Consider the following 24,740-nt stretch of genomic DNA (forward strand, 5'->3'; position numbering starts at 1 on the left):
GCGTCTAATTATCCTTTTGAGCAGTAAAACTGTATAACTTAACTTTAATGTTAATTAAAGGTTTTTATTTACATCTAATTTAATTGATTTCTAAATACTTAACACATACTCTTGTAAGACTTTGTATCTATTACTCTACGAGAAACATGAAAACTAATATTCTATTTTTATTTCTTGTTTTTCAATTTGTTAGCACAGCACTAAGTGCGCAGCCTCTCCCTAAAACGACGAATATTTTATTTATAAATTCAACAAATCAAACAATGCCATGGCACAAAAGTGTTGAGTCTGGACTGAGAGCTGAGTTATCACAACGTATTGTAGACTATGAGCTTTTTGTAGAAAGTATGGATATAGGACGCTTTGATGAAATGAACCAAAAACAGTTAATGGCGGAATATCTTAAACAAAAATATAAAAATAAACATATAGATATTATTGTTACTCAATCACCCTCTGCTGCTGAATTGGTATTGCAACTAAATGATTTTTTTACCAATGTTCCTAGAATATATTTAGAGCCGGGCGCTCAGTTTTCTCTTCCTCTAACCACTAACGGTGCTGTAATACAGGCAAAATTAGATTATAAGCAAGCAACCGCAAATGCTGTAAATTTAATGAAGCCTAAAAAGCTGATTGTTGTTTTAGATACAAAAAATGCAATTGGTATGAGTTTTTATCGTGGATTATTCCCGGTTATTAATCGTGATTTTTCTTATTTAAATGTTGAGCAGTGGTTCGATCTACCGCTCGATAAATTACTATTAAAAGTACAAAATGCACCTTCAGACTCTATTATTTTGTTTACGCCCATTTTTAGACGTTATAAAAATAAATCGCTTAGTCCATATCAACTTGTTGAGCTATTAACGCAAAAAAGCACAGCACCTGTTTTTAGCTATTGGGAAGTACTTTTAGGCTCAGGTGTTGTTGGTGGATATGTTTTATCGGGAGATAAAATAGGTAGGCGTATTGCCGAATCAATAATTTTTTACAGTAAAAATAAAGTATTACCGAGTATTAATGGTGAGGGGCTAAGCGTATATGGATATGATTGGCGCCAATTAAAAAAATATAATATTGCGACACAAAGTTTGCCTGAAAAGTCTGTAATTTCTTATTATAAGCCTACCTATTTTGAGCAAAATAAAACCCTGATTTACACTGCTGCTTTTATCATTTTTATGCTTAGCGCATTTTTAGCTTTTGTATTGTTTTTAAATCAGCGTCGTATACAACTTTTAAAGGCGCTTGATGCAGAGAAGCAAAAACTAGAATCTCGCGTTATGCAGCGCACTGAAGAGTTATTACAGGCTAAAGAAGATGCTGAGCAGCTTACATACGCTAAGTCTGAGTTTTTAGCCAATATGAGCCATGAGATCAGAACACCAATGAGTGGCATTATAGGGTTAACTAATATTCTATTAAATAAAGACTTACCCGCAAAATATCAGCATTATTTGGATAAAATTAAATATTCTTCAGATCAGCTTCTTGTGGTGATAAACGATATTTTAGATTTTTCTAAAATTGAGTCGGGCAATATTAACCTCGAAGAATTTCCATTTTCAGTTAACGCCATAGTAGATTATATCAATACAACGTTTGAAACTAAGGCTCACAGTAAGGGCATATCATTTGATGTTGTTCTTGCTGAAAGTGTTAGCTTTGATTTAATCGGTGATGTGGTAAGAATAAACCAAGTGCTGATAAATTTGTGCTCTAACGCGATTAAATTTACAGCTAAAGGCGGTGTTTCGGTTTTAATAGAGTCTGAGGCTGACTCATACGATCCGAAAGGTATTTACCTGCGCTTTACTGTTAAGGACTCCGGTATTGGTATAAATGAGAATAATCTTCCTAATTTATTTAAATCTTTCACCCAGGCTGACAGCTCGACCACACGAAAATTTGGCGGCACAGGTTTAGGTTTAGCTATTAGCAAACGGTTATGCCAGTCAATGGGCGGAAGTATTTCTGTAAAAAGCACAGAAAATGTAGGTAGCGAATTTACCGCTGTTATTAAAGTTAAACTGAACGAGCGGGCACTAATTGAAGATAGCCCACAACTCGCCTTTATTGATACATTTGATATATTACTTATTGATGATAATGAAGGCGATCTTAAGCTAATAAGCAACGAGCTCATTGCTATGGGGCTAGGATGTACACTGTGTTCTGATGCGAGCGATGCAATTAATAAAATTAAAGATAATAAAGATAAATTTAAGGCAATTATTGTAGATTGGGAAATGCCTACAATGAGTAGCGAAACCTTTTTAACGCGAATTTATAATATTAACCCTCTACTTTGTAACAATATTATTGTACTTACTGCTAGTCAGGAAAATTCAATTAATGAAATAGCGGCAAAAATAGACATTAATACTATTTTGCATAAACCGGTACTGACGAGCATTCTATTCGAGGCAATACAAAGTAAGGTTGTAGGCTCAGCTAAGTTAATAAGTCCATCAAGTGAAAAATCGTTAGCAGGTATAAAAATATTAGTTGTGGAAGATAACTCTATAAACAAGCTAATAGTAACAGAGATACTACAAGCAAGTGGTTCGCAGGTTAGTTTAGTTAGTAATGGCTTAGAGTGTATTGAAACTGAGGATTTAGAGTCGTTTGATATTATTTTAATGGATATTCATATGCCTATAATGGATGGCGTTGAAGCGAGTAAAATAATTCGTAGTGATAATAATAAAGCGGTTGCTAATATGCCAATAATTGCTTTAACGGCTAACGTTATGAAAGAGGATATTACCCGCTATTTATCTATTGGCATGAACGCACATGTTGCTAAACCTATAAAAGCGCAGCAATTACGAGAAACTATAATCCGTTGCTTAAAGCAGTAATTCGTTTATTTACCTCATAAAACTCCTCTACTTAAATCTATCTGAAAAACCTAAATCAAAATTTATAAAAATAGTGTTTGACTCACAAGTTTTTACATGTGAAATTTCATATATTCGTTTTTCCATATGTTTAAGTGTTGCTACTAGGCAGCTATTAAATTTAAGAAGTGTGTCATGTCATCAGAAAATAAGTTACCGAATTTAGACTTAACACAAAGTCATATCCCAGCTAGTGAGCACTTTGCGCAGAACTTCTCTGTCCATAAACCAAAAATATTACTGCTGTATGGATCGTTAAGAGCGTGCTCTTATAGCAAGTTAGTAATAGAAGAATGTGCGTGTTTGCTAACGCATTTTGGTGCTGAGGTTAAAATTTTTAATCCTGAGGGTCTTCCACCTACTGATAGTGAAGATGAATCTAACCCTAAAGTGCAAGAGCTGCGAGATTTAATGTTGTGGTCTGAGGGGCAAGTGTGGTGCTCGCCTGAGCGCCATGGCTCAATGACGAGCATATTTAAAAATCAAATAGATTGGGTGCCTTTAAGTCTTGGTGGCGTAAGACCAACGCAAGGTAAAACACTCGCCGTATTACAGGTATGTGGTGGGTCACAATCGTTTAATGTGGTTAATCAGTTACGTATTTTAGGGCGTTGGATGCGTATGATTACCATACCTAATCAGTCATCTGTACCAAAAGCATTTTTAGAATTTGAAGAGAGTGGGCGAATGAAACCGTCTGCTTATTACAATCGCATTGTTGATGTGATGGAAGAGTTGATGAAGTTTACTTTAATACTACGAGATCAAAAAGATTACTTTGTTGATCGTTATTCTGAACGTGTTGAATCTGCAGAAAAACTTAGTGAGCGCGTTAACCAGCGTTCTATTTAGGAGTATAAAATGGGATTATTTGAACGTTATCTTTCAGTGTGGGTGGCCTTAGCTATTGCTGTTGGGATTGTAGCTGGCTCTATCATGCCAGATGCATTTAGCTTAATTGCTGGTTTTGAATATGCACATGTAAATATTGTTATAGCAGTACTTATTTGGTTGATGATTTACCCAATGATGGTGCAAATTGATTTTTCATCAATTAAAGATGTAGGTAAAAAGCCAAAAGGGTTAGTGCTCACTATTGTTATTAATTGGCTTATAAAGCCATTTACTATGGCGCTATTAGGTTGGTTATTTTTTAAAGGTATTTTTGCCGATTTTGTTGACCCACAAACGGCCACCGAATATATAGCTGGCATGATCTTACTAGGTGTAGCACCGTGTACCGCGATGGTTTTTGTGTGGAGCCAACTAACAAAAGGCGATGCTAATTACACCTTAGTACAGGTATCAATCAACGATATCATTATGATCTTTGCCTTTGCACCAATTGCAGGGCTATTACTTGGTGTAACCGATATTACTGTACCGTGGGACACGTTGTTATTATCGGTGGTGTTGTATGTACTTATTCCCCTGGTAGCAGGTGCTATTACTCGTAAAAAGCTTGATAAAGAAGATGACCATACGCGTTTAAATCACTTTTTAAAGGTAATGAAACCTTATTCTATTATTGGTTTGCTCGCAACGGTAGCGCTGTTGTTTGGTTTTCAATCACAAACATTAATAGATAACCCAGAAGCAATTGTCCTTATTGCAATTCCGCTGTTAATTCAGACTTACGGTATTTTTGCTATAGCTTATATTGCAGCTAAAAAAATGGGGCTAGCTCATAACGTTGCGGCGCCGGCATGCATGATTGCCACCTCTAACTTTTTTGAGCTAGCTGTTGCGGTTGCTATCTCGTTATTTGGTTTGCACTCAGGCGCTGCTCTAGCAACCGTAGTTGGAGTGCTTGTTGAAGTGCCTGTAATGCTTAGCTTAGTGTACTTTGCTAATAAAACGCGTCACTGGTTTAACTAGGAGAACACTATGGTTGTTATTCATCATAATCCTGATTGTGGTACCTCTCGAAATGTACTGAATATTATTAAAGCTGCAGGTTATACCCCAACGGTTATTGAGTACCTAAAAGAGGGGTGGACTAAAGCGCAATTACTGGCTTTATTTGCAGCTACAAATTTAACACCTAAAACGGCGCTTAGAGTGAGCAAATCGCCAGCACAAGAGTTAGGTTTATTAAGCGAAGATGTGACTGAAGAAACTATTTTAGAAGCGATGCTTGAGTATCCAATATTAGTTAATCGTCCGATTGTTTGTAGTGAAAAAGGCGTAAAATTATGTAGGCCAAGTGAAACTGTTTTAGATTTACTTGAAAAATGGCCAGAGGATGAGTTTTATAAAGAGGATGGGGAAAGGGTAATAACTACCGCTTAATTATATTTCTAACTAGGGTCTGTTGATCTTTGCGGATTAAAATTTTTTCAAACTAAAGGCTATTTAATCGCGGCGCGAGGTTTGTAACCTAGTGGGCTAAGTAAAAACCGAGCAACAAAGAGTAAATAGCCCCTAGGAAGAACCCTTTGGGCAGCGCCTGTTTGGCATTAATGCTACGTTATCGCCCACTTATGGGGAATAACCACACTACATAGGCTCTGCCTTGCCTAAATACCAAACAGACTGCTGAAAATTTAATCTCAAAAGATCAACAGGCCCTAACTTAAACTCTGTGTAAGAGATTTAATTTATCTGCAGTAGGCACCAGAGCTATTAAGCACAAAAGAATATACAGAGAAATCTACAAATTTTATAAGGCCTCGTTTATACGGGGCTTTTTGTTTAGCGCCTGTGATAAACGTTTAAACTTGGTTTAGAGCCTTGTGCTTATGCGGATCTTGAACAACACTTTAGTTAATAATTTAACGAGTGAGTACGCCATGCAACACAGCAATATTTGGCATTTAAAACAGTTCAAAGTAATTTATTTTGCTTTTATAGGGCTTGTGCTTGTTAGTTTTAATTTTGTATTAAATGACGCTTTGCATAAAAAAATTCATACATCTGGACAGCAATTAGTTAAACAAATATATGATTTAAATTTAGCACCCTCTATAAATAATGAAGTGCTAGCAGCACTGGTAAAAAGTGAAGGGTTTATGCTTAAGCCTCAAGTGCCAGCAGAGCATTTTAAGCATTTGGTAAGCGTTGAGCATGACGTATTTACTTATAAAACATTAAGTTTAAGCTTTTATCATTACTCAACTTGGGTAAAGCAAGGCTACTTATTTGTTTTATTAAACTTAGTTATTATAGGCGCTGCTTGTTGGTTTTATTGTTGGTGGAGCTTATTAAAAGAGGCACCGAAACAGGCCGTGCAAAAGGCTTTAATAAAATCACCTAAACTTATTAAACCAAAACACAAAGAAGTAGGGGTAACCAAGCAAGTAAAAAGCTGTGAATTAAGTTCTTTATATGGGGTGAGCTTAGCGTCTCACAGTTTATTTATACTCATTGAATGCACCTGTAACTTTGACAAAAATACAGATAAAGAAGCCAGCTTCAAAGTTGCCATTATTAAAAACTTTACCGAGCTTAAAAGTGTATCGGTTGAATTACTAAACTCTCATTATTTAGCTGTTACATTACAAAATGTACCTGTTACGCAGTTAGATCGCTACGTTCAAAAACTTCATAAAACTGTATTTTTGCTTTGTCGTAATCATCAAAATACAATTACCCGTAAAAATATTAAAGTAGGATCGTGTAATTACCGTATAGGTGCAGACCAAATTACAGTTTATCAGTTGGCAAAATCGGCACTCACATTATCTCAAAGTAGTTTGTTGCAGCATTGCCATCGCTTTCCTTTAAATCACAGCCAAGAAAAACTACTCTCTAGTGAGCAAGTTATTGAAAATGTGAAAAAGAATAAATTTATATTATTTTTTCAACCTCTTTTTGAGCTCTCCACTGGCGATATATTACAGCATGAAGCGCTTATGAGAGTTCGCCATAGCCAACATGGCCTGTTAGCTGCACGTTATTTTATTAATCAGGTTTATAGTAATCAGGACGCTTTAATATTAGATAAAGCGGTAATAGGCCAAGTTAAAAAACTAATTTTAAGTGAGGCATCGGCGTTAACCGTGAGTATTAATTTGCATCCTAATAATTGGTTTAATAATGAATTTTGGGAGTGGTTACCCAGTCAGCTTGCTGAGTTAAAGTTAAACGCAAAATTACAATTTGAGATAAGTGAAGCTGATTTTTTTGCCCATAGAGATTCGATGGCAAAGCCATTAAATATAATTAGACAAAGCAACTCACAGCTTGTGATTGATAATGTGCAAAGTAGCGAAAAAATAGCTGCATTAGTGGAGCATAGCGAAGTTTGTGCAATTAAATTGTCGTATGAGTTGGTGCATTTATTAAATGAAAAAACGCATAACCAAAAACAAATAACAAAAATAGTAGAGTCTGCTCGCTATTTAAATTTACCCGTATTTGCAGTGGGTGTAGAAACTCAAAAAGAGTTATTTATGCTCGCAAAGCTAGGCGTTGTGGGAGCCCAAGGGTTTTATTTTTCAGAGCCCCTGCAAGAGTTTACGCAAGCAGTATTTCACTAAGACGTGTTTATATTATGAGGTTAAATTAACCCTCTGTATTTTAGGCCATTTAATCCTTGTAACCCGCCTGTATGCACAGCAATTATTTTACTTCCTGGAGCAAAGTAATCTTGCTCAATAAGTTGCCACAGCGCATACATCATCTTTCCGCTGTAAATTGGTTCTAGCGGGAGGTTGTAGGTATGTTCCATATTTTGACAAAATGCCCAAAGCTCTGATGAAAACTTACCATATCCACCATCATGATGGTCTGTTAGCAACTGCCAATTATTTTGATTTTTGGCCTTATTACTAAGTTTTTTTATATCATTAACTAAGTATTCGGCTTGTTTTAATACAGCTATACCAATGACTTGTGTGCTTAGCTTGCTCCCTTCAATTAACCCCGCAAGTGTGCCACCACTCCCTGTGGGGCAAATTAAGTAATCATGTGCAGGTAAGCTGTCTACTAATTCTTTACACCCTAATAATGCGTGTTCGTTAGTACCCCCTTCGGGAAGTATAAAAGCATTAGGAAATCGAGCTTGTAGCTTTGCTATGTATTGCTCATCTTGGCGCAGCCTATACTCCATCCGGTTAACAACATGAAGCTGCATACCGCATTGCTTAGCAAATTGAATTGTTGGGTTATTATCGTCAAGTTCTGGGCCGCGAATAATTGCGTGGGTTTTAATATTAAATTCTTTTGTGGCAGCAGCACAGGCATGAATATGATTTGAAAAAGCACCGCCAAAAGTAAGTAATTCTGTTTTATTGAGTTTACGCATATGGGCTAAATTATATTTTAATTTTCGCCATTTATTGCCACTTATTAGCGGGTGCAGCAAATCATCGCGTTTAACACCTAAATAAATGTTTCTCTTTTTTAGAAACGGACTGTTTATCTGTTGAATATAGTTATTTTCATTTATTTCGAATGGTTTAGGCATTTTTATTTGTTTTCAATTTGCAAAATAAAATATGTGTACGACACTTATTTTATATCTAATTAACAATAGTAGCTATATGAAAGAAAAGCTGTTTTCATGGTTAAATCGTAGTTTAGATCGTAATACAGCTATTGGTGTTGCAGCTTATGCAGATACTGTAAATGCAGTCTGCCTGAAAAAAAATCACAGCGAATGGGTTGTTCACAGCTCACATAGCGTAAATGTATCTGAGCAAACAGATTATACCACTGCAATGGTGGCTTGTATAAATGAAGTATCTACAGATGTATGTGGCGTAAATTTGGTTATACCCCATTATTTTTACCAAATAGTGCAAATGGATAAGCCAAACCTAAGTGATGAGGAAATTATTCAATCATTACCGTGGACGACTAAAGACCTTGTTGATATAGCCCCTGAAAATATCGTTGCTGATTTTATCGATTACCCGATTACATTACCTATGCAAAGTAGCAAAATGAATGTGTTTATTACTAATAAACTTCAGCTACTCCCTTTTATAGATAGTTTTGAACATACCAAGTCCGTGTTACGCGCAATGACTTCTGAAGAAATGATTTTAGTTACTTTATTTGGATCCCATAAAGAAGCTCATATGCTTATTGTGCAGCATTTAGGGCATGAACCACGAATTTTGATCATCCGCGATGGGCAATTATTACTTGCTAGGCGACTTAATGGTTTTTTAGGTATTTCAGATAAAGATCAAAATCAAGTACTAGTAGAAGCATTAGGGCTTGAGATACAACGCTCTATGGACTTTTTTGAAAGCCAGTTAAAGCAACCTCCTATACGTAGTATTCAGCTGCAATGTGACGATTTATCGTCATTAGCGCTCAGAGCGGGGCTTGCTGAATTTTTACAAGTTAAAGTGGTTGATTTTGTGCCTACTATTGAGCTTTCGAAGCATTTAGAGCCTAATTTTTACTATGCTTTAGGCGCGGCTTATCAGTTGACCGACCCTGAGTCAGTATTATGAAAATTCGGATTAATTTTTATCAAAAATCACTAAGAGTAAGGCGAGATCCTGTTCCTTTATCTGGCTTGCTTACGCTTTGGTTTGGGGCTTTATTAATTGTTGTAATCACATGGGCTTTTTATAGCTATAAAGCCCACAACAGTCAGCTCGATTTACAACAAAATAGGCAATACATTAAACAAGGCAAAGCGCAGCTAGAGCTTATAAAGCAGCAGCTTGCAAATAAACAAAATAAAACAGTGTTTATAAATGAGCTAAAAACTCTTCAACAAGAAATTCTACACAAGAAGCAAATTTTTAGTTATTTAGAGCAAAGTTCAGATCAATCAACAGCCGACTACGCACAAGTAATGGAAGATTTAGCGAAGTATCATGAACCTAATATTTGGCTTACACATATTAAGTTTGCAGGACAAAAAGTGACCTTTGAAGGTCAAGCAACACAGTCAAAGTTTTTACCTATTTGGTTTAATAATTTAAAGCAGTCTCCTTTTTTTATAGGTAAAGAATTTTCTGTACTAGAGTTGTCAACACAAGATGGAGTGAGTGTTTTTAGTGTAGCAAGCGACCTTGCAGATGAGGGCGTAAATCCATGAACCAAGAATTAAACAGCCAAGACAAAAAGGGCTGGCCAATGTGGGTTAAGTATCAAGCGCAGTTTGCATCGCTTCAAAAACGCGAAAAATACTCCACATTATTTGTAGGTTTATTTGTAGTGATTTATTTGGGACTTTGGTTTGTTGTTTTTCCTAAGCAAGACGAAGTTGCCAATATCCGTAGTGAGCAAAACGCAGTGTTACAAGAGTGGCAGCAAATTAATGCGCAGCTTTCGATGCTAAACCAAGCTCTTAATCACGACTACACTAAGGTTTTAAGAGAACAAATAGCGAAAACTAGAAATGAAATAGATGAAATAAATAATCAACTTAATAGCTTTAGTCAGGGATTTGTTGCCGCTAAAAATGTACCTGCTGTTTTAAAAGATTTACTAATTGATAGTAGCGATGTGAGTGTGAGTAGTTTTAATGTAAAGCCAGCACGAGCAATTGATGTAGAAAAGTTAGGGGAGCATGATACTCAAACATTGTTTTTTGAACATCAAATGGTAGTGACTCTAAAGGGGAGTTACTTTAATTTGCAAAAATACCTATCAGCGCTGAAAAGTAGCCAAGATAAATTACTAATTCAAGAGTTTAGTTATCAGGTGCAAACGTACCCACAAGCTGAACTTACTTTACAAATAGCTACGGTGAGCGCGAATGAAAAATTTATTGCGTTATAATTTTTGTAGTTTAGTGATTATTTGTGCAATTACACCCAATGCATTTGCGCAATTACGCGATCCTACTCAACCTACTAAATTTCTAACTAGCCTCAATAGCAATACTCAAAGTAGTGAGCTTAAATTACAAACTATTATTAAAAGTAGCGCTACATTTAAGGCTATTATTTCTGGCCGAATTTACCAAGTTAATGATGTTGTTGATGATTTTCGGGTGCTAAGCATTAGCTCAAAGCAAGTTGTGTTAGCAAATAACGATAAGCAAATAAAATTAGAATTATATGATTATGAAATTAAAAAATAACTTATCTGGCCCGTGGCTTGCTCTTTTATTAATTCCTACGCTTTTAACAGCGTGCCATAGCTTTAAACCAGGTAAAGAAATTAAACCTCATATAGAGCAAGAACTAGCGCAAGCTCCAGCTAAAACAAAAGAGATTGCACCGTTACAAATGCCCAGTGAGCTTACTCAAAGTTTGCTCTCTTCAATTAATAATGAGCAAACCATAAGTGATGAACTCGCTATTAAACGTTTTGATGTTGCTGCAAATGATGTAGAGGTAGGTGCTTTTTTTGCAGGGTTAACGGATGGAACTCCTTTTAGTGTTGCTGTGCATCCTAAGGTCAGTGGCACTATTAGCTTAAACTTAAAAAGTGTGACCTTTAACGAAGTTATTGCTGTCATTAAGCGTATGTACCCGCTTGATATTGTTAATGAAGGACGAATTGTTCAAGTACTTCCAGCTGAAATGCGTACAGAAACTATACCCGTCAATTATTTAATGATGCAGCGCCATGGTCAATCTACCGTGAGTGTTGTTGCCGGTGGAGTGAGCCAGTTTGGGCAAGATGGTAATAATTCGGGGAGTTCAAATTCTAATAGTAGTAATCAGCAAAATAGTGAATTTGGCAGCAGTAATCAAAATTTAGAGTTAAATGGCTCGCGTATTCAAACTATTAACCAAAACGACTTTTGGAAAGAGCTTGAAGTTGCCCTTAAATCATTAATTGGTGCAAGCGATGGGCGTTATGTTATTGCAAGCCCACAAGCAAGCTTGGTTACGGTTAATGCATTACCGAGTGAAATAAGCCAGTTAAAAGAATTTTTGAATCAAAGCCAAGAAAACCTCCAGCGACAAGTTATTTTAGAGGCAAAAATTATTGAAGTAACGCTAAAAGATGAATACCAGCAAGGTGTTAATTGGGAGCGTATATCTAGTGGTTTAGAAGGCGGTATTTCGTTTGCTACAACTGCTGGCTCAACAATAAGTAATAGTATTTCTGCTGCAATTGGCGGGGCATCATCATTAACGATTCAAAAAGGTGATTTTAACGGGGTAATTAACTTGCTTGAAACGCAAGGTGATGTGCAAATGCTTTCTAACCCGCGGGTGACCGCCACAAATAATCAAAAAGCCGTCATTAAGGTTGGCCAAGACGAGTACTTTGTTACCAATGTATCGAGTACTACCGTTACCGGCACATCGACTACAACGTCTCCAGAAATTGACTTAACACCGTTTTTTTCAGGGATTGCATTAGATGTAACTCCGCAAATTGATAAATATGGGTCGGTTATTTTACATGTTCATCCTTCGGTTACAGAGACCGAGGAGCAACTAAAAGTAATAACCTTAGACGATCAGCGCTTCGAGTTGCCGCTAGCGCAAAGTAACATAAGAGAGTCAGATACGGTGATCCGCGCACAAAGCGGAGAAATAGTTGTTATTGGTGGGTTAATGCAAACCTCAACAGAAGACGAGGAATCAAAAACACCAGTACTTGGTGATATCCCTATGTTTGGCAATTTGTTTAAAAGTATTCGTAAACGCCAAGAGAAAAAAGAACTTATTATTTTAATAAAGCCGACAGTTGTTATGCCAGACACCTGGAAAAAACAACAAGGCGAAAGCCGTCAGCTTTTAAAAACATGGTATGAAAACTAATCATGTATTTAAACTTTTTTAATTTAAGTGAAATGCCTTTCACGTTGACCCCTAACACCGAGTTTTTTTGTGCGTTAGAACCGCATCATGAAGCCATGCAAGTGTTAACAACGGCCATTGATATGGGAGAGGGGTTTATAAAAGTAACCGGAGAAGTAGGAACCGGTAAAACATTACTTTGTAGAAAATTATTAAACCAACTAGAGCCCGATTACATAGTGGCTTATTTACCTAATTCTTATTTAAGCCCAGAAGAGTTACGTTGGGCTATTGCCGTTGAGCTTGGTATGGATGTAGATAAAGCGCTTGATCAGCAGGCGTTAACTCAACTTATTAATCACTACTTGCTAGACCTGCAAGAGGATAACGAACGAGTAGTGTTATTAATTGATGAAGCGCAGTGCTTAAGCTGGGAAACACTAGAAGCACTGCGTTTATTTACAAACTTAGAAACTGAAAGTGAAAAACTAATTCAAGTTGTACTATTTGGACAACCAGAGCTTGATGAAAAACTCGCAAATAATAAAGTAAGGCAGCTGCGCCAGCGTATTAGTTTTTCTTATAAATTAAGATCAATGACAGCTGCTGAAGTTATTTACTATATTAACCATCGCCTGCAAGTGGCTGGGTTTAATCAGCCTCCATTGTTTAGTAATAATATGGCATTAAAGATAGCGCGAGCCAGCCGTGGTATACCCCGTTTGGTAAATATTTTATGCCATAAAGTATTATTGCAGGCGTATGGAGAGGGGTTAAATCAAATTACTACTCGACATATTCAGCTTGCTATAAAAGATACTGAAGACTGTGCTAAATACCGCACCGGTCAATACTGGAGCTACAGCGCTGTAGCGATTAGTGTATTTGCTATTGCCGCCATTTGGATATGGAGGCAATGGTTATGAGCGTGATTAATAATATGCTCAAAAACATTGAGCAACGAGAAACAAAGCAGTTAAATATTGAAAACGGTATTACAGTTAAGCCCGTTTATGACATTCGTAACATTGCTTTTAAAGTTATTGTTGTTGTGATTATGTTGTTAGTTATCTATGCCGCATATGTATTTTTGCCCGCTAGCACTGAAACACACTCACCAGTTGTTAAACAAACAAAAAATATTAGTACAAAACCAGATGCGTTAGTTGAGAAGCAGTCCTTAGAAAAACCAATAGCGTATCCAGCAATTAATGATGAGCAGTTAAGCAGTATCCCTACTGAAAATCAGGGCAAGGTTAAAACTAAGCAAGTACCTGTTGAGCAATTAACTGTAGAAAGCGAGGTTAAAGCTCAACCTGTAATTGCTAAAGGCCTTGCTAAAAAAGCTGAGAATGACGTTTTAGTTAAAGCCCCTAATGTTAAAGACACACAAAACGTTAGTAACGATATTATAAAGCCGACTAAAAAAGCTCAGCAAAAAAATGTAATGGTGAAGAGCGAAGCGGTAGTTAAATCAGATCAAGTTAAACGGGCTGAGCTATTAACAGGGGCTAAGCAGGCAATACAGTTTGGTTTGTATGATGAAGCAATAAGTGATTTAAATTTAATTTTAATTCAGTCTCCTTTGCATATAGAAGCAAGAAACTTATTAGCAGGTACTTACTTTAAGCAACAAGATATAAATTCGGCTCAACTCGTATTACAAGAAGGTATTGCCTTAAATGCGAATGTACTTGAGTGGCGCATAATGCTAAGCAAAATATTAATTATGCAAGGCGAGTACGATGTTGTATTGCAATTGTTAAGTGCTGAATTTGAAAGCCAAGCGAACCTTGATTTTTGGGTGCTCCAAGGCACTGCAGCACAAAGTGCTAGCCAACATAAACAAGCATTAAATAGCTTTAAGCACCTTACACAGTTGCAACCAAGCCAAGCTAAATGGTGGCTTGCACTTGCTACCTCTAAAGATGCATTAGGAGAGTACCTAGATGCAAAGCAACTTTATAAAGTGGCATTAGACTTAGGCGGATTAAATACAGCCATGACCCAGCATGCATTACAGCGTTTAGTTGCGCTCAAGGAGGCAGTATGAGACCGAGTTTAAAAATGCGTTTAGGGGATTTACTTGTTCACGAACAAATGATTACCGAGGCACAACTAAGCCAAGCACTTAATGTGCAAGCGTCATCGGGTCGTAAATTGGGTGCAACTCTTATTTCTCTGGGGTTTATCCGTGAGCCGCAACTACTTAGATTTTTAGCTCAGCAATTACAAGTCCCGTTTTTAGATATCTCTCAGCGTAAACTTTCACCCGATGTATCAAAGCTTTTATCTGAAGTGTACGCGCGTCGTTGCCGGGCTTTAGTTATTGAAGATAATGGTGACTCAGTTTTAATGGGGATGAGTGACCCTGCTGATTTAAGAGGACTTGACCAACTTGCGCCTATGCTTGCCCCTAAACGAATTGATTTAGCGGTAGTGCAAGAAAGCCAAATATTAGTAGCCTTTGATAACGTATATCGCCGTACCGACGAAATAACTAACTTTGCAGAGCAGCTCCATGAAGAATATGAAGATGTAGAAGAGTTTGATTTAAATTCTTTAGGTGATGAAACATCTGACGCAACAGTTGTTAAGTTACTGCAATCTATTTTTGAAGATGCTGTTCAAGTTCGCGCCTCAGATATACACATAGAACCCGATGAAGGCTTACTTAGAATACGTCAACGTGTAGATGGCGTTTTGCAAGAGCATACCCTTAATCAAGTAAAAATAGCCTCTGCATTAGTGCTACGTTTAAAGTTAATGTCGGGTTTGGATATTTCTGAGAAACGCTTACCGCAAGACGGACGTTTTAATATTAAAGTACGTAGCCATAGTGTTGATGTTCGTTTATCAACAATGCCTGTGCAGCATGGCGAATCAGTTGTAATGCGATTGCTTGACCAATCGGCTGGATTGCTATCGTTAGATGAAACAGGCATGCCTGTACATATACTAAAGCGAGTGCGCAGTATTATTAAGCGCCCCCATGGGATGGTACTTGTTACTGGGCCAACAGGCTCAGGTAAAACAACCACACTTTATGGGGCCTTGAGCGAGCTAAATCAGCAAGAAAGTAAAATTATTACTGTTGAAGATCCCGTTGAATATCGTATTGGCCGCATAAACCAGGTGCAAATTAACAATAAAATTGGTTTGAGCTTTGCGAGCATTTTACGAACGGCGTTAAGGCAAGATCCCGACATAATAATGGTCGGCGAAATGCGAGATCAAGAAACTGTTGATATAGGTTTAAGAGCCGCGCTTACGGGTCATTTAGTTTTATCAACACTGCATACAAACGATGCGATAACCAGTGCAATGCGCTTGATTGATATGGGAGCCCCCGCTTATTTAGTCGCAAGCTCACTGCGGGCTATTATTGCTCAGCGCTTAGTTAGACGCGTATGTAACGATTGCAAAGTACCTTACCTACCAGATCATCAAGAGTTGAGCTGGCTAAAATACCTAGGCGAAGACATCGCTGACGCACATTTTTCTAAGGGGCAGGGGTGTACCGCCTGTAATCATAGTGGTTATAAAGGGCGTGTAGGTATTTTTGAATTGCTAGAAATGGATGATGCGATGATGGATGCGCTGCGTGCAAATGACACTCAAGAGTTTTCAAAAGCCGCTAAAAATAGTGCAAACTTTTCACCACTTTCAACTATGGCATTAAATTACGCTAAACAAGGCATTACTTCCTTAGATGAGGTATTTAAAGTAGCGGAATACATCCCCGAAATTGTAGGGGATGCTGATGCAACTATATAGCTATAAAGCAAAAGACAGCAAAGGGGCGTTAGTTAAAGGGCAGGTTGAGGCTAACAACCAAGCTGGCGTTGCTGATAGCTTAATGAGGCGCCAGTTTATTCCAATTTCAATCACTCAAATTGAAACCAAAAATAATATTAAAATGTTCGATAATTTATTTATCGAAAAAATAACACTCGATGACATGATCATGTTCTCTAGGCAGATGTATTCTTTGCTTAAAGCGGGAATACCTATTATTCGCGCGATGATGGGCCTGGCAGACACCACACAAAACAAGCAGTTTAAAAATGTACTAATAGAAGTGACTAAACAGCTAGAGCAAGGGCGTGATTTATCAAGTGCTATGGCTATTCACAATGAAGTATTTAGCCGTTTAACAGTGTCGATGGTAATGGTAGGGGAAGGCTCAGGAAGATTAGAAGATGCTTTTTATCAGCTAGCTATTTATTTTGAAAAAGAGCAAGAAACACGCAAACGAATAAAAGCCGCCATGCGATACCCTACGTTTGTTATTTTAGCCTTGGTAGCCGCAATGGTTATTTTAAATATTTTTGTAATACCTACCTTTGCCAGTATGTTCGCAAAATTTGATGCTGAATTACCTCTAATGACACAAATATTAATTGGCACGAGCAATTTCTTTGTTAATTACTGGTGGTTGCTATTAATACTTGGAATTGGCGCTGTATTAGCTGCTCGTCATTATTTAAATACCACCGCAGGTCGTTTTAAGTGGGATCAGCACAAGTTAAAAATTCCTTTTATTGGACACATTTTAAAGCGAACATTACTTGCACGTTATAGCCAAAGCCTAGCTATGGTACTTCGCTCAGGGGTTCCAATGACAACCGGCTTATCACTCACTGCACATGCGGTAGATAACAGCTATATGGAAAAAGCAATTATAACAATGCGCCAAGATATAGAAAAAGGCGATAGTTTGCTTAGGGCATCAAAAAGCTCAACTTTATTTTCTCAGTTAGTACTACAAATGGTAGCCGTAGGTGAAGAAACCGGCCGAGTAGATGAGCTACTGCAAGAGGCCGCTGATTATTATGAACGTGAAGTTGACTATGACCTGCGTAGTTTAACCGCAAAAATAGAACCTATATTAACTGTGTTTGTTGCCATTATGGTGCTCATTTTAGCACTGGGTATATTTATGCCTATGTGGAACATGATGTCGGCAATTAAAGGTAATTAAGCAAGTGATAGCTTCTAGAGTTTACTCAAAAGGTTTTACGTTATTTGAGTTGGTGATAGTTGTTATTTTACTCGCGATTATTATGAGTTTCGCTATACCTCAATATTTAGGTATTAAAAATCAGGCGTATAACTCTAGCGTAGATGCAGTTGCTGGTGGTTTTGCTTCTGCTGTTGGTATGGTTAAAGGGCAATGGGAATTGGAGGGGCGGCCTAGCGGCAAGCTCAATACTACTTTTGTAAATTATGGGGGAGTAATAGTTGGTGTAGATGGAACTAAAGGCACACCAACCAGTGATGAAACTACAAAAATAGATACTCGCGCACTGGCAAGTAATGCACAAAAGTGTCGCCAAGTATTACGTGTAATTTTACAAGATGCACCCAGTAGTACGTTAAGTAATCAAGTATCAATAATAAAAAGTGTAAGTTTTTTAGTTAGGTACAATGCAAAAAATACACAATGCATCTACTATTTAACTAACACCCTTGATACTAAAAATATACCAACCAATGGTGCCGTTGTACCTGGTTTGGCTGGTTTTTCATACTTTCCCCAAACAGGTAAAGTAAAAGTATTTAAATTGAGTAATTAAAAGAGGCTTACTTATGAAAACGCAATCATTAAACAACTTACCACTAAATAAACAAGCAGGTTTTACGCTTGTAGAATTGATTATTGTAATCGTTATTTTAGGCATTTTAGCGGTTACCGCTGCACCTCGTTTTTTAAACTTACAGGGTGACGCAAATGCTTCAACACTTGAGGGTTTACAAGGTTCTATTCGCAGTGGTATGAATATCGTAAATGGTAAATCTATTATTGCGAGTGATCACAAAAAGGCAACGGCAACGGTGACTGTAGATACGGGTGATGCAGTTCCTACTGTATATGGCTACCCGGCAGCTACACTGTCTGCATTTGAAGCCTTTTTGGATGTAGATTTTGCAGCTGATGATTCAGCAGATTTTAACCTTGATGATACAGCCGCAGATGGCACGCTAATTATTTATCCTAACAGTTACGTAAAAACAGATGATTGCCGTATTGATTATACACAAGCTACAGCAACGACAGGACCTGTTGTAGTAACTCCACCTACCATTACTCTTGTAACTACAGGCTGTTAATTAAACTAAATGAAAAGCAGTAGTAAGCAACGGTTGCGTGGCTTCACACTCATTGAGTTAATTATTACTCTAGTGATATTGGGAATACTGTCGGTAACGGCAGTTCCCAAATTTCTGGGAAGCTCAACAGAAGATGCATATTCATATCGAGATAGTGCTTTAAATGCGCTTAGAACAGTGCAATTACGTGCAATGCAAAATACCGCTTTAAGCAGTTGCCATAAGCTCTATATTACTCCCACCCTTATAGCACCTCCCACACCAGATACATGTACCGGTAGCGCAGATGCTAATAATAGCGAACACTTAGTTGTTCAAATAAATACGCAGCGCAGCGATATCACTTTTAATGCTTTAGATAGTAACGCAAATACCTTTACTGAAATTAGCTTTGATCCGTTAGGTCGTGCTGATCAAAATTGCGCATCACAGTGCAAAATTGATGTTGGCTTAGCTGCAATATGTATAAGCGGCGAAGGGCTTATTTATGCATGCCCTTAAAGCTAAAGGCTTTACATTAATAGAGCTGATTATAGGTATAGTCATGCTTGCTATTACACTTAGCATTATTACAGCGTTAATTGCCCCTCAGGCACAAAAAAGTGCAGAGCCCATTATCGCTTTAAGGGCTTCAGAGCTAGGCCAGTCTCTGATGAACGAAATTCAAAGTAAATCATTTGATGAACACAGCGATAGAAGCCCCCCTTTTAGGCGCTGTGGTGAAATATTAGTGGGTGCACAAGCGTGTACCGCACCTGCTGAGCTAGGGGTAGATAACTCAGAGACCAGAACCAGCTACAACGATGTTGATGATTATATTGCGCTCTCTAATCAGCCGATTACTAATAGTTTAGGTGAGGTGCTAGCACCATATAGCGACTTTAATGTTGTTATTGCTGTTGAGTACGATAGTGATTTTAACGATTCAACCAATAACGATGGCACCACCTTTAAGCGAATTACGATTGAAGTAACCTCATCTCAAGGTGAGGTTTATGGATTTAGTGCATATAAAGGAAATTATTAATGCAAACAGCTAAGTATCAATATGCATTTACGCTTATAGAGCTATTACTTGTTATGGTGATAATAGGTATTTTAGCGGTAAGTGCATTTTCATTCATTGGTGCAGGTGTCAGCATTTATTCACAAGGTATAGAGCGGCAAGAGGCTGTGGCGCAGGCTCGTTTTGTAATTACACGTATAAGTAAGGAGCTACGCCATGCTACGCCAAACTCACTTAGGCTCTCTTGCGATAATAACACCCGTGGTGCGTGTAGTGCTCAACAGTGTTTAGAGTTTACGCCGTTTTTATCGGCTACTCATTACACTAATTATTTACCCACTGTAGCGCCTTTTAATATTAGCGCTGTTGATTTTGAACTTAATAATTTAACGCAGCCGCAAGCAGGAAGTTGGGCAACAATTTACCCATTAAATAGCGGGGACATATACGACGAAAACAATAATAAGCGTTTACAGGTATCTGCATTTTATAGCTCGGCAACGAGTGCAATTGACGAATGGCAATTTGATAAAGCATTTGCACAGGAGTCGCCAAGTAAACGCCTTTACTTACTCAGCACGCCAGTTAGTTTTTGTATTGAAGGGCAGTATTTATATCGGTATAGCGATTACGGCTTTAGTGCTACTCAATTAAATGCCGTAGGCTTACAAGTATCATCAGGCGTAAAACGAGATTTACTCGGGATTTATATTGCAAATAACTTAGCCTCTGAATTGTTTTTTACCCTTGATTCTATTTCACTGCAAAGAAATTCAGTACTTAACATAAATGCACAAATGCAGTTTAACGAAACCGAAGTTATGAATTTTAATCATGAGGTACATATTCCTAATGTCCCTTAAAAAACCACACGGTACGTGCTCGTTAGCAAAGCAAAGAGGTAATTTAATTATTGTTTCTTTAGTTATTATTGTAGTTTTATTGGCTCTAGGCTTAGCGCTTGTAAAAGTGCTTTCGGGGGCGTCGCAGCAAAATACAATTGAATACTATGGCGCGCGGGCATATATGGCAGCACAAAGTGGAATCGAAAGCGGTTTAACGCAGTTATTCCCTGTAGACAGCCCTGCACAAAATTGCGCATCGGTAACATCAAACTTAACCTTTGAAACTAAATATTTAGCTTATTGCACGGTCACTCTTAGCTGTGAAGAATATATAGATTTACCTGATAGCAGCACAACTAACGGGCTTGTGAATATATATTACTTACAAAGCAGCGCAACATGCGCTGCAACAAATTGCCCCGTTGGGAATAGTTGTAGAAAAGATTATTGGCAAACGCAAAGAACGCTAAGCGTAGAGGCTAAAACGTTACCATGATAAAAAATGCCTTAATAATTTTTATTTTTAGCTGTTTATTACTTTGTAATTACGCATACGCTGTTCCCCCTAAAATAGAAGGACGCTATATAGAGCTACAAAACACGTATACGTCGCCTATTTGGACAAAAATAAACTTTCAGCAACAATACATCACGCCTCCAGCTGTATTTATGCTTTCAACAAACCAAGGCGGAAACCCTGCAATAATAAGAATACGTAATATAACCACAACAGGCTTTGAGGCACTACCGCTTGAACCCTCAGGGGAGGATGGGGGGCATATTAGTATGGGCGCGCACTACTTAGCCGTTGAATATGGTGTGCATGAGTTTCCTGATGGAACAGTTATGGAAGTCGGGAGTACTGATCTGCAGCTTGAATTACAATATGGCTCTAAATCAGGTTTCTCCCCTTTGACTCCTAAAGGTTATAAGTCGTTAGTGTTTGCAGAGCCATTTACTCAAAGGCCAAACTTTTTTCATTCTTTGCAAACGCTTAATAGTATTGATAGTAATCCACCTTCTCAGGCATTAATTCCGTTTTTAACCATTGCAGTAGAAAGTGGTTCTTTATCAACCAGTGGTGTAAATGTAGCACTTGAAGCATCAGAAACCGCGCTTGGCATAATAAAAAATGAAACGATTGCTTATATGGCAGTAGAACCTGGAAGTAATCGAACGTTTAGCGACGATAATGGCATTGAGGTATCGTGGGAAACATTTTTTACCGGCTTTGAAGTCGATGGCTGGAGCAATGGCTGTAATTACTTTAACTTTACTAATGACTTTAGTGTTGCACCTTTAGTGGTTGCCAGTAAAAACTCGCGTTTAGAGGACGACGGTGGTTGGCTACGCAGCTGTAACTTACGAACCGACAGGCTAGGGCTTGTTGTTGATGAAGACCGTGATGGCGATAACGAGCGAAATCACGTAAAAGAAGAAGCGTCTATTCTCGCAATGACCAGTACCTTTGTATTTAATGGTGACATTTTAGATTGCGATACATTATTTCCAGGGGCTATATCCACTTACAATAATGGTGAGGTACAGCTTGTTCAAGGTGTTGAAATAACAGATGGTAATGCTCAGTTTGTAACTACGACCAATTTAATTTCTACAGCACTTACAAACCCTCCTTTGTGTAACGGGCAAGGCTGTGTTGCAAGTGGCTATAACTCTTTAGAGGCAAACCAAGCTGCGCAGGTACCAACAGTTACAAACGATGGTAGCTCAACAGGCCCTATCCCTACGTCGCTTGCAGGGGATTATTTTTACGATGAGCTGCAATTGAGCATGCTCGAAACACAATATAAAGTAACCGCCCCTACACGGATTTTTTTAAAAGACACAACATCACTCATTTCCACATCGTTTTTAAATATTGGTAGAACAAATATAGAAGTAGAAACAGGCGCATACTTAGCAATATACGTTGATGGTGCCATAGCTATTGCCGCAGATGCTAATATTTCAGCGTATATTGTTGCCACAGGAGAGGTAAGAATAGCGCAAAACGTTTCATATCAAGGCTCTATTACATCAGCAACACAAGTGATTACCGAAGGCAGTTCAACATTTGACGCAATAACAGTACCCGAAAGCATTCCTGGTTTTTGTGGTATTTATAAACCTGTGACTCTCGATCACTATCGCTTATCTATGAGTGATAATACGGGCTTAACGTGTGAAGCAAAAGAAATGACACTTACTGCCTGTGCAAACGATGCGTGTGATTTATTGTTTGATGAACCGTCTAGTTTGAACTTATCGCCAGATAATAGCGGACAGCAGAGCTGGGTTACGGGAGAAAATATTAATTTTACAGGCTCAACAAGTGTTGAGTTTGCCAAGCGCACAACCGGGAGCGTCACTTTTGGCTATAACACCGCAGACCCTTCGGCTCCGCTTCGCTGTTATATTGCAGGTAATAATGTTGGGCTTAGTGGCTGTAAAGTGACGTTTTCAGATGCAGGGTTTATTTTTAATAACGAAACCGATGGCAACACAACTATACCTACTCAGTTATCAGCTAAACCTTCAAACACTGGTTTTAATGCCAAAGCGCTCTCAATTCAAGCAGTTAAAACAAATACTACTACCGGCGTATGTGAAGCTGCTTTTCCTGCGGGCGGTGATGTAAACTTAGATTTAGCCTATACATGCAGTGCAGGGGCGAGCTGCACTGACCCTATTGTATTGAGCAATAACAATAATGACTATAGTGTTGAGCAGGCATACCAGACTTTTACTATAAATTTTGATAATGATTCTAAAGCGCCCATTATTATTAATTATCCTGATGCAGGTAAACTCAGCCTAAATGTAAAAACCAATTTAATATTAGATCCCGTAACTAATTTATCGGTTAATTTAACAGGTAGCTCTAATGAATATGTTGTTAAACCATTTGGACTCGCAATGAGTGTTGAAAACGATGGTTATGCAACAGATGCTAATGGCAGTTTGTTTAGACTAACTGGTGAAGCATTTAACTTAAAAATGAATGCTGTGCAATGGCTCTCAGGGCAAGACACTAATAACGATGGCTACCCAGATAACTACAGCAACATTAATAGTAATCCTATTGCTAAACACTTTATCACAGAGCAACCGTTAGTAGCGGCAACAATAAAAGCCCCTTTATCTGGTGTATCAGGTACGCTTGAAGCTATGAGTAATGTTGCCTTTAGTGATACAGGGGACTTAAGCGAATCTGTATCGCAGTATAATTACGACCAAGTGGGTATTGTTGATTTAATAGCCGGATTGCAAGATGCAGATTACTTTGGGGCTGGTGATGTAAAAGGGGCGCTTTATAATGTAGGTCGCTTTGCACCTTCACAGTTTCAAATATTAGGAATACAAGCCGCTGCACAATGTACGCGCTATGGCAGCAACTTAACTTACCTTGAGCAACCTTTTGAGCTTAGCTTTACAGTGCAGGCTCAAAACCAAAATAATCAGTTAATGGCAAATTACCGTGATGGGTTTGATAAATCCTTAGTATCCATCAACGCTGAAAATAACGAGGCCGGTAATTATATACCTGCAACGAGTTTTACTAGCCGACTTGTAAACCTAGGTAATAGCAACTGGGGAGATATCAGCGACGGCCAGTGGCAAATGAGCGAACTCAACACCACACTTGAAAGATTAGGAGTAGGACAACCAGATGGGCCATTTGCCATGGTCAGTTTAATGGCAACAGTTACTAATATTGAGGGGGCGATGCTTGTCGATGCTAACGAAAAGCCAAGCACACAAGCAGCGTGTACAACTGATTGTGATTCTTTGACGTTAAATACGCTGCCAATACAGTTTAGGTTTGGCCGTTTAGTATTAGGTAACAATGCAGGCTCAGATTTAGATCCATTACTTATTCCCATGCAAGCGCAATATTACAATGGCAGTGGGTTTGTTAATAATGCCGATGATAATTGCAGTGTGTTCGAGCATCCCCAAATTACGCAAGTATCACCTTCGAGCCCGCAACTGAGTTATGAATATGGCGCAGGGGGCGCTGGGCAATTAGAGTCGGGCAGTTATCCTGCAAATAATGGTATTTATGCGCAGCCTAATGGTTTAGGAGAGTTTACCTTAGAATATAATACTTACGATTGGCTAAAATGGGATTGGCAAGGGGATGGCACACAACTTAATCCTCACGCTATTTTACAATTTGGTCGCTTTAGAGGAAATGATCGGGTTATTTACTGGCGTGAAACACGCGAATAGTTGTAAACTAAGATAATAA

22 protein-coding genes are annotated in these 24,740 nt (G+C 38.1%); 21 read left to right on the plus strand and 1 reads right to left on the minus strand.

Features of this window, described 5'->3' with window-relative positions; genetic code table 11:
- Positions 1 to 146: 146 nt before the first annotated feature.
- The 5 genes from ALFOR1_RS01895 to ALFOR1_RS01915 all read left to right on the plus strand — a co-directional run bounded on the left by ALFOR1_RS01895 (position 147) and on the right by ALFOR1_RS01915 (position 7,387).
- Positions 147 to 2,867, plus strand: a complete 2,721-nt coding sequence (locus ALFOR1_RS01895; protein WP_104641874.1) for a response regulator — start codon at positions 147 to 149, stop codon at positions 2,865 to 2,867.
- 174 nt (positions 2,868 to 3,041) lie between these two features.
- On the plus strand, positions 3,042 to 3,758 hold the full coding sequence (gene arsH / locus ALFOR1_RS01900) for an arsenical resistance protein ArsH (protein ID WP_104641875.1): 717 nt from the start codon (positions 3,042 to 3,044) through the stop codon (positions 3,756 to 3,758).
- A 9-nt stretch (positions 3,759 to 3,767) separates the two neighbouring features.
- On the plus strand, positions 3,768 to 4,784 hold the full coding sequence (gene arsB / locus ALFOR1_RS01905) for an ACR3 family arsenite efflux transporter (RefSeq protein ID WP_058547592.1): 1,017 nt from the start codon (positions 3,768 to 3,770) through the stop codon (positions 4,782 to 4,784).
- A gap of 9 nt (positions 4,785 to 4,793) precedes the next feature.
- Positions 4,794 to 5,198 (plus strand): arsenate reductase (glutaredoxin), encoded by a 405-nt coding sequence (arsC, locus tag ALFOR1_RS01910; RefSeq protein ID WP_104641876.1) that lies wholly within the window; start codon positions 4,794 to 4,796, stop codon positions 5,196 to 5,198.
- A gap of 500 nt (positions 5,199 to 5,698) precedes the next feature.
- A complete protein-coding gene (locus ALFOR1_RS01915) occupies positions 5,699 to 7,387 on the plus strand; it encodes an EAL domain-containing protein (RefSeq protein ID WP_104643601.1) in 1,689 nt (562 codons plus the stop codon).
- Positions 7,388 to 7,407: 20 nt separating this feature from the next.
- Here ALFOR1_RS01915 and ALFOR1_RS01920 read toward each other — a convergent pair whose 3' ends face one another.
- A complete protein-coding gene (locus tag ALFOR1_RS01920) occupies positions 7,408 to 8,316 on the minus strand; it encodes a 1-aminocyclopropane-1-carboxylate deaminase/D-cysteine desulfhydrase (protein WP_058547591.1) in 909 nt (302 codons plus the stop codon).
- A 76-nt stretch (positions 8,317 to 8,392) separates the two neighbouring features.
- On the opposite strand from ALFOR1_RS01920, the gene ALFOR1_RS01925 reads away from it, so the two are divergent.
- The 16 genes from ALFOR1_RS01925 to ALFOR1_RS02000 are packed head-to-tail and all read left to right on the plus strand — an operon-like array spanning position 8,393 to position 24,721.
- Positions 8,393 to 9,316: an MSHA biogenesis protein MshI gene (locus ALFOR1_RS01925; protein ID WP_104641877.1), complete on the plus strand. Its 924-nt coding sequence runs from the start codon at positions 8,393 to 8,395 to the stop codon at positions 9,314 to 9,316.
- Positions 9,313 to 9,912 carry a PilN domain-containing protein gene (locus tag ALFOR1_RS01930; protein ID WP_104641878.1) on the plus strand — a complete coding sequence of 200 codons (600 nt, stop codon included), beginning with the start codon at positions 9,313 to 9,315 and terminating at the stop codon, positions 9,910 to 9,912. The genes ALFOR1_RS01925 and ALFOR1_RS01930 overlap by 4 nt, the downstream gene beginning before the upstream one ends.
- Positions 9,909 to 10,598 (plus strand): hypothetical protein, encoded by a 690-nt coding sequence (locus ALFOR1_RS01935; protein ID WP_058547588.1) that lies wholly within the window; start codon positions 9,909 to 9,911, stop codon positions 10,596 to 10,598. The genes ALFOR1_RS01930 and ALFOR1_RS01935 overlap by 4 nt, the downstream gene beginning before the upstream one ends.
- Positions 10,576 to 10,902, plus strand: coding sequence for an agglutinin biogenesis protein MshK (locus tag ALFOR1_RS01940; RefSeq protein WP_104641879.1), 327 nt, complete (start codon positions 10,576 to 10,578; stop codon positions 10,900 to 10,902). The genes ALFOR1_RS01935 and ALFOR1_RS01940 overlap by 23 nt, the downstream gene beginning before the upstream one ends.
- A complete protein-coding gene (mshL, locus tag ALFOR1_RS01945) occupies positions 10,886 to 12,544 on the plus strand; it encodes a pilus (MSHA type) biogenesis protein MshL (RefSeq protein ID WP_058547586.1) in 1,659 nt (552 codons plus the stop codon). The genes ALFOR1_RS01940 and mshL overlap by 17 nt, the downstream gene beginning before the upstream one ends.
- 2 nt (positions 12,545 to 12,546) lie before the next feature.
- Complete coding sequence (locus ALFOR1_RS01950) at positions 12,547 to 13,449, plus strand: ExeA family protein (RefSeq protein ID WP_104641880.1); 903 nt, start codon at positions 12,547 to 12,549, stop codon at positions 13,447 to 13,449.
- A complete protein-coding gene (locus ALFOR1_RS01955; RefSeq protein ID WP_104643602.1) occupies positions 13,446 to 14,576 on the plus strand; it encodes a tetratricopeptide repeat protein in 1,131 nt (376 codons plus the stop codon). Before ALFOR1_RS01950 ends, ALFOR1_RS01955 begins: the two co-directional genes overlap by 4 nt.
- A complete protein-coding gene (locus tag ALFOR1_RS01960) occupies positions 14,573 to 16,300 on the plus strand; it encodes a GspE/PulE family protein (protein WP_104641881.1) in 1,728 nt (575 codons plus the stop codon). Before ALFOR1_RS01955 ends, ALFOR1_RS01960 begins: the two co-directional genes overlap by 4 nt.
- A complete protein-coding gene (locus tag ALFOR1_RS01965) occupies positions 16,287 to 17,507 on the plus strand; it encodes a type II secretion system F family protein (RefSeq protein ID WP_058547583.1) in 1,221 nt (406 codons plus the stop codon). The genes ALFOR1_RS01960 and ALFOR1_RS01965 overlap by 14 nt, the downstream gene beginning before the upstream one ends.
- A 4-nt stretch (positions 17,508 to 17,511) precedes the next feature.
- The gene (locus tag ALFOR1_RS01970) at positions 17,512 to 18,102 is read left to right on the plus strand and encodes a prepilin-type N-terminal cleavage/methylation domain-containing protein (protein ID WP_104641882.1); all 591 of its coding nucleotides are present in this window, start codon (positions 17,512 to 17,514) and stop codon (positions 18,100 to 18,102) included.
- A 13-nt stretch (positions 18,103 to 18,115) separates the two neighbouring features.
- The gene (locus ALFOR1_RS01975; RefSeq protein WP_104641883.1) at positions 18,116 to 18,637 is read left to right on the plus strand and encodes a prepilin-type N-terminal cleavage/methylation domain-containing protein; all 522 of its coding nucleotides are present in this window, start codon (positions 18,116 to 18,118) and stop codon (positions 18,635 to 18,637) included.
- A 9-nt stretch (positions 18,638 to 18,646) separates the two neighbouring features.
- Positions 18,647 to 19,138 carry a type II secretion system protein gene (locus ALFOR1_RS01980; protein ID WP_104641884.1) on the plus strand — a complete coding sequence of 164 codons (492 nt, stop codon included), beginning with the start codon at positions 18,647 to 18,649 and terminating at the stop codon, positions 19,136 to 19,138.
- On the plus strand, positions 19,125 to 19,664 hold the full coding sequence (locus ALFOR1_RS01985; RefSeq protein ID WP_104641885.1) for a type IV pilus modification PilV family protein: 540 nt from the start codon (positions 19,125 to 19,127) through the stop codon (positions 19,662 to 19,664). The genes ALFOR1_RS01980 and ALFOR1_RS01985 overlap by 14 nt, the downstream gene beginning before the upstream one ends.
- Positions 19,664 to 20,506: a PulJ/GspJ family protein gene (locus ALFOR1_RS01990; protein ID WP_058547578.1), complete on the plus strand. Its 843-nt coding sequence runs from the start codon at positions 19,664 to 19,666 to the stop codon at positions 20,504 to 20,506. Before ALFOR1_RS01985 ends, ALFOR1_RS01990 begins: the two co-directional genes overlap by 1 nt.
- A complete protein-coding gene (locus ALFOR1_RS01995) occupies positions 20,496 to 20,984 on the plus strand; it encodes an agglutinin biogenesis protein MshP (RefSeq protein ID WP_104641886.1) in 489 nt (162 codons plus the stop codon). Before ALFOR1_RS01990 ends, ALFOR1_RS01995 begins: the two co-directional genes overlap by 11 nt.
- Positions 20,981 to 24,721: an H-type lectin domain-containing protein gene (locus ALFOR1_RS02000; protein WP_104641887.1), complete on the plus strand. Its 3,741-nt coding sequence runs from the start codon at positions 20,981 to 20,983 to the stop codon at positions 24,719 to 24,721. Before ALFOR1_RS01995 ends, ALFOR1_RS02000 begins: the two co-directional genes overlap by 4 nt.
- Positions 24,722 to 24,740: the final 19 nt, after the last annotated feature.

The organism is Pseudoalteromonas carrageenovora IAM 12662, assembly GCF_900239935.1.
Lineage (GTDB): Bacteria > Pseudomonadota > Gammaproteobacteria > Enterobacterales > Alteromonadaceae > Pseudoalteromonas > Pseudoalteromonas carrageenovora.

What these genes read in the sequence shown, in the direction of transcription:
- ALFOR1_RS01895 (WP_104641874.1), top strand. Translation starts at nt 147, where the DNA reads ATGAAAACTAATATTCTATTTTTATTTCTTGTTTTTCAATTTGTTAGC.
- arsH (WP_104641875.1), top strand. Translation starts at nt 3,042, where the DNA reads ATGTCATCAGAAAATAAGTTACCGAATTTAGACTTAACACAAAGTCAT.
- arsB (WP_058547592.1), top strand. Translation starts at nt 3,768, where the DNA reads ATGGGATTATTTGAACGTTATCTTTCAGTGTGGGTGGCCTTAGCTATT.
- arsC (WP_104641876.1), top strand. Translation starts at nt 4,794, where the DNA reads ATGGTTGTTATTCATCATAATCCTGATTGTGGTACCTCTCGAAATGTA.
- ALFOR1_RS01915 (WP_104643601.1), top strand. Translation starts at nt 5,699, where the DNA reads ATGCAACACAGCAATATTTGGCATTTAAAACAGTTCAAAGTAATTTAT.
- ALFOR1_RS01920 (WP_058547591.1), bottom strand. Translation starts at nt 8,316, where the DNA reads ATGCCTAAACCATTCGAAATAAATGAAAATAACTATATTCAACAGATA.
- ALFOR1_RS01925 (WP_104641877.1), top strand. Translation starts at nt 8,393, where the DNA reads ATGAAAGAAAAGCTGTTTTCATGGTTAAATCGTAGTTTAGATCGTAAT.
- ALFOR1_RS01930 (WP_104641878.1), top strand. Translation starts at nt 9,313, where the DNA reads ATGAAAATTCGGATTAATTTTTATCAAAAATCACTAAGAGTAAGGCGA.
- ALFOR1_RS01935 (WP_058547588.1), top strand. Translation starts at nt 9,909, where the DNA reads ATGAACCAAGAATTAAACAGCCAAGACAAAAAGGGCTGGCCAATGTGG.
- ALFOR1_RS01940 (WP_104641879.1), top strand. Translation starts at nt 10,576, where the DNA reads ATGAAAAATTTATTGCGTTATAATTTTTGTAGTTTAGTGATTATTTGT.
- mshL (WP_058547586.1), top strand. Translation starts at nt 10,886, where the DNA reads ATGAAATTAAAAAATAACTTATCTGGCCCGTGGCTTGCTCTTTTATTA.
- ALFOR1_RS01950 (WP_104641880.1), top strand. Translation starts at nt 12,547, where the DNA reads ATGTATTTAAACTTTTTTAATTTAAGTGAAATGCCTTTCACGTTGACC.
- ALFOR1_RS01955 (WP_104643602.1), top strand. Translation starts at nt 13,446, where the DNA reads ATGAGCGTGATTAATAATATGCTCAAAAACATTGAGCAACGAGAAACA.
- ALFOR1_RS01960 (WP_104641881.1), top strand. Translation starts at nt 14,573, where the DNA reads ATGAGACCGAGTTTAAAAATGCGTTTAGGGGATTTACTTGTTCACGAA.
- ALFOR1_RS01965 (WP_058547583.1), top strand. Translation starts at nt 16,287, where the DNA reads ATGCAACTATATAGCTATAAAGCAAAAGACAGCAAAGGGGCGTTAGTT.
- ALFOR1_RS01975 (WP_104641883.1), top strand. Translation starts at nt 18,116, where the DNA reads ATGAAAACGCAATCATTAAACAACTTACCACTAAATAAACAAGCAGGT.
- ALFOR1_RS01980 (WP_104641884.1), top strand. Translation starts at nt 18,647, where the DNA reads ATGAAAAGCAGTAGTAAGCAACGGTTGCGTGGCTTCACACTCATTGAG.
- ALFOR1_RS01985 (WP_104641885.1), top strand. Translation starts at nt 19,125, where the DNA reads ATGCATGCCCTTAAAGCTAAAGGCTTTACATTAATAGAGCTGATTATA.
- ALFOR1_RS01990 (WP_058547578.1), top strand. Translation starts at nt 19,664, where the DNA reads ATGCAAACAGCTAAGTATCAATATGCATTTACGCTTATAGAGCTATTA.
- ALFOR1_RS01995 (WP_104641886.1), top strand. Translation starts at nt 20,496, where the DNA reads ATGTCCCTTAAAAAACCACACGGTACGTGCTCGTTAGCAAAGCAAAGA.
- ALFOR1_RS02000 (WP_104641887.1), top strand. Translation starts at nt 20,981, where the DNA reads ATGATAAAAAATGCCTTAATAATTTTTATTTTTAGCTGTTTATTACTT.